The sequence below is a fragment of the Parasynechococcus sp. genome (genome assembly GCF_042954245.1).
In the GTDB taxonomy this organism is placed as follows: Bacteria; Cyanobacteriota; Cyanobacteriia; order PCC-6307; family Cyanobiaceae; genus Parasynechococcus.
Genome location: NZ_JBGKDP010000103.1, coordinates 1 through 4,308, shown reverse-complemented (window position 1 = coordinate 4,308; position 4,308 = coordinate 1). Strand labels below are relative to the sequence as shown.

Genomic DNA, 4,308 nt, shown 5'->3' with positions numbered 1-4,308 from the left:
CCTTCACTTCATCGATAGGGCATCCCCTGCGATGAAGCACAGCAACATCCTCTTTCGTTTGGCACTGGGCGATCACGTCGTCCCTGTTGTCCAGACAGGTGTAGAAGGTCTGTCATGGGAGAGAGATTCCTGTTATGGCTCTCCCGCGATCAGGCCACAACCATCGGTGTGGCTGATCACATGAAGATTGTCTGGAGCATCAGCTCACACCCCGAGCTCAGCCCAGGTTTCGGCCAGCAACTGATCGAGGTTGGTTCCCATCGCTGCGGAAATGTACAGCACGGGACGACCACTCGCCGCTTCAAGGTCTTGCCGCAATGTGGGAAGGTCCTCTTGTGACACCAACTCCTGCTTGTTGATGACCAATAGACGTGGTCGATCAACAAGACCATGGCCATAGGCCTCCAGCTCCTGCTGGACGACGTTCAGGTCAGCCAGGGGATCCTCGGATCCGGCGTCTACAAGGTGGATCAGCAGACGGGTGCGTTCGATATGACGCAGAAAGTCGTGGCCAAGACCAGCGCCCTGGGCGGCCCCTTCAATTAAGCCTGGAATATCCGCGAAAACGGTTCCATCCCCACTGGGACGGCGCACCACACCAAGGTTGGGAACCAAGGTGGTGAAGGGGTAATCGGCAATCTTGGGTCGCGCTGCCGACAGCACGGCGATCAAGGTGCTCTTGCCGGCATTGGGAAGACCAATGATGCCCACCTCAGCGAGCAACTTTAGTTCCAGCTGCAGGGGCCATTCCTCACCCTCACGGCCCTCGGTGAATTTCTCCGGCGCGCGGTTGCGATTGCTCAGGTAATGGGCGTTGCCCAGACCACCTCGCCCACCGAAGGCAACGGTGAGACGTTCACCCGGCGCTGTGAGGTCGCCCAGAAGAATGCCGGTGCGCAGATGGCGTACCTCCGTGCCGCAAGGCACCTTGATCACCAGGTCTTTCCCTGATGCACCGGTGCACTTGTTCGGGCCACCGCGTCGCCCGTCGTCAGCAGCGAACAGGCGTTTGTATTTGAAGTCGAGCAAAGTTTGAAGGTTGCTGTCGGCCTCGAGAACCACGGGAGCCCCACAACCGCCGTCACCTCCGGAGGGGCCTCCAGCGGGCACATATTTTTCGCGACGAAATGCAGCGATGCCATCGCCGCCGCGTCCGCCTCGGACCGTGATCCGTGCCTGATCGATAAACTGCACGGTGCTGCCGGCTCAATCCAGTCCATAACCCTAAGATTCAGCCGCTGCAACTCTGCCGTTGGCCGGCATCCGTTTCGAAGACCTCAGCAAGACGTTCCCAGGACGCGGCAGCGGTGATCCCGTTGAAGTGATTCGTCAGTTAAATCTGACGATCAACAATGGCGAGTTTTTGGTGCTGGTTGGTCCCTCGGGCTGCGGCAAAAGCACCTTGCTGAGACTACTGGCCGGTCTCGATGATCCCACCGGCGGCGAAATCAAAATAGGAACCCGGCCCATCAGCGATGTGCCGCCAGCGCGCCGCAACGTCGCCATGGTGTTCCAGAGCTATGCGCTTTACCCGCATCTCAGCGTGCGGGACAACCTCAGCTTCGGACTGCGCAGAAGCCAGGCAAGATCAACATTCCAGCGAATCCAAGATCAAGCCTTTCGATCCACGCGCGCGTTGCCGAAACCACTGAGGGTGCGGTCGGTAAGAGAAGAACGAATCGAAGCCAGGGTTAACACCGTTGCCAGATCTCTGAAACTAACGGAATTGCTCGACAGAAGGCCAAAGGAACTGTCCGGCGGACAAAAACAACGGGTCGCCCTCGGACGCGCCATGGCGCGCAATCCTGAGGTGTTCTTGATGGATGAACCGCTCAGCAATCTCGACGCCAAACTCAGAACGAGCACACGCCAAAGAATCGTCGAGCTGCAGCGAGAACTGGGAACAACGACGGTTTATGTAACCCACGACCAGATGGAAGCGATGACCATGGGCGACCGCATCGCTGTGTTGAACCAAGGGCGCTTGCAACAACTGGGAACACCAATGGAGTTGTACAGGTGGCCCTCCAACATCTTCGTGGCCCAGTTCATTGGCAGCCCAGCGATGAGCTTGTTGCCCGTCACGGTGGGACCCAATGCAACCCTCATTTTGGGCAGTAAACGCATTCAGGTTGAAGGCGAAATGGTTGAGCCTTTGCTTCAACGAGAAGGCCAACATCTCACCGCAGGATTGAGGCCTGAACACTGGCATCTGGCACCGGCAACGAACCGGAATCTCCAAGCGGAGGTGAGCCATTGCGAACGTCTGGGCAATGAGCAGATCCTCACCTGTCGGCTCCTGGATGGTGATCAACTCATCCAAGTCAGAAGTTCAGCGGAGATCAATATCAATGCCGGCGATGCCATCCACCTCGACCCTGACCCCGCAGGCTGGCGGTTGTTTGAGGCGGATGGAGAAGCGATCCGTTAGCCACTGAAGCGGCTGAACCAGCTCAGCGCACCCAGACAACGCTGCAGCCCGGTCCGCCGTCCCCCTGCTCGGCATCGGTCACCCGTTCCACGTAGGGCACCGTGTCCAGCCAGGCGCGCAGGCCGCGCTTGAGCTTACCCGTGCCAATGCCATGGATCACCCAAACCGGCCCATTGGCACTCCGCAAGCATTCCTCGGCCGCCGCTTCGGCCTCATGCACCCGCATGCCCCGCACATCAAGGGTGTTGCGACTGGTGCGCACCTGAGCACCGCCGCCGCCGGCTGAACGGGCTTGCACCTTCACCACCGGCTTTGGAGGCGGCTCCGGCTTATGACCATCCAGGTTTTCCACCGCAGCTAGTTCCACCGTGGTGCGCATCACCCCGCAACGGACCGTCAGCTGAAGGCCGTCATCGGTGATGGCCAACACATCTGCAGCCTTGCCGAGGGCCAGTAAACGCACGCGATCGCCCACCGCCGGACGCCAGCTCGGCTTGGGTGCACGTCGTTCAGGGGTGGGGCGGTGATGGCCCTCCAAGCTGCGCAACCGTTGCCCAACCTTTCGCGCGGTTTCCCCATCCGCGCGCTCATCACGGAGACGACGAATCAGCGTGCGGACTTCCTTCTGGCCCTGGCGGATCGACTGCTCCAAGCGTTGACGGCCCTGCTCCTGGCGTTGCGCAGTCTGCTGCTTTTGCTTCTGCCAGCACTGGAGCAACTCCTCGTGCAGCAGCTCCGTGCGTGCCAAGAGTGCTGCAGCGTCTTCTGCCGCGGCCTGCTGGCGCTGCCGTTGCTCCTCCAAGCCTCGGATCACACTGTTCACCTCACCATCACCCCCTGGGGCCAACAGCTGCTGGGCCTGGTGAAGCACATCCGAATCGAGCCCCAGACGCGTCGCGATCGCCAGGGCATTGCTGCGTCCCGGAATTCCCCACAGCAATTCGTAGGTGGGGGACAAGGTCTCAGGATTGAAGGCCACAGAGGCATTCTCAAAACGAGCGTCGTCGTATTTGAGGGCCTTGAGTTCACCGAAGTGGGTGGTGGCAATCGTGAGCCGGGCCCGATCCGCAAGTGCCTTGAGCAAAGCGGTTGCCAGGGCCGTTCCCTCACTGGGATCCGTTCCGGCACCCACCTCATCCAGCAGCACCAGGGCAGGGGCACTGCCGCGCTGCAGCGCCTCAAGAATGCGCCCGATGCGCTTCACATGGCCGCTGAAGGTGGACAAGCTCTGCTGAAGGGATTGCTCATCTCCGATGTCCGCCAGCACCTGGGAACACCAAGGCAGGGAGGGTTGGCCTGAACAGGGCAAGAGCATGCCGGCGCGCGCCATCAGTGCTGCGAGGCCGATGCTTTTCAGGGTGACCGTTTTGCCACCGGTGTTCGGCCCGGTGATCGCCACCACCCGCAGCTCCGGCGACACCTCCACCGAAATGGGAACCACGGGCGGCCCATCCGCCCGCTTGTGCTGCCACACCAACAGTGGGTGCCGCAGACCTGAAAAGCGAAACGGAGCCTCCGCTGCCGGCTCAAGCTGCGGCTCAACGCCACCAAGCCAGCGGCCGTAACGCCCACGGGCCAGCGCAAGATCAAGCGTGCGCAGCACGGCCACCATCTGGTTGAGGGCAGGCGCCTCTTCAGCCACCAGACCACTCAGCTCCGCGAACACCTTGCGTTCCTCATCCCGGATGCGGGACTCCAGCTCCACCAGCTTGTTGCCCATGGTGAGCACCGAGCGGGGTTCCACAAAGAGGGTGCTGCCTGAGGCCGAACTGTCGTGAACTTGACCCGGCACCTGGCTCACCGCACCGGCCTTAACCGCCAGGACCGGACGGCCATGACGCTCGGCGATCACACTGTCCTGCAGAGATGGGGCCAGG

Annotated in this window: 3 protein-coding genes; 1 reads left to right on the top strand and 2 read right to left on the bottom strand. The window is 61.1% G+C overall.

What is annotated here, in order from left to right; all coding sequences use genetic code 11:
* Positions 1 to 204: 204 nt before the first annotated feature.
* Positions 205 to 1,194: an Obg family GTPase CgtA gene (gene cgtA, locus ACGVJ8_RS04710; protein ID WP_392345884.1), complete on the bottom strand. Its 990-nt coding sequence runs from the start codon at positions 1,192 to 1,194 to the stop codon at positions 205 to 207.
* 58 nt (positions 1,195 to 1,252) lie between these two features.
* Between cgtA and ACGVJ8_RS04705 the strand changes: the two genes are divergently transcribed.
* The gene (locus ACGVJ8_RS04705; protein WP_392345881.1) at positions 1,253 to 2,431 is read left to right on the top strand and encodes an ABC transporter ATP-binding protein; all 1,179 of its coding nucleotides are present in this window, start codon (positions 1,253 to 1,255) and stop codon (positions 2,429 to 2,431) included.
* Between the two features lie 22 nt (positions 2,432 to 2,453).
* On the opposite strand, the gene ACGVJ8_RS04700 is transcribed toward ACGVJ8_RS04705, so the two are convergent.
* Positions 2,454 to 4,308 (bottom strand): Smr/MutS family protein (locus tag ACGVJ8_RS04700; RefSeq protein WP_392345879.1); only part of this gene is annotated, 1,855 nt, incomplete at its 5' end.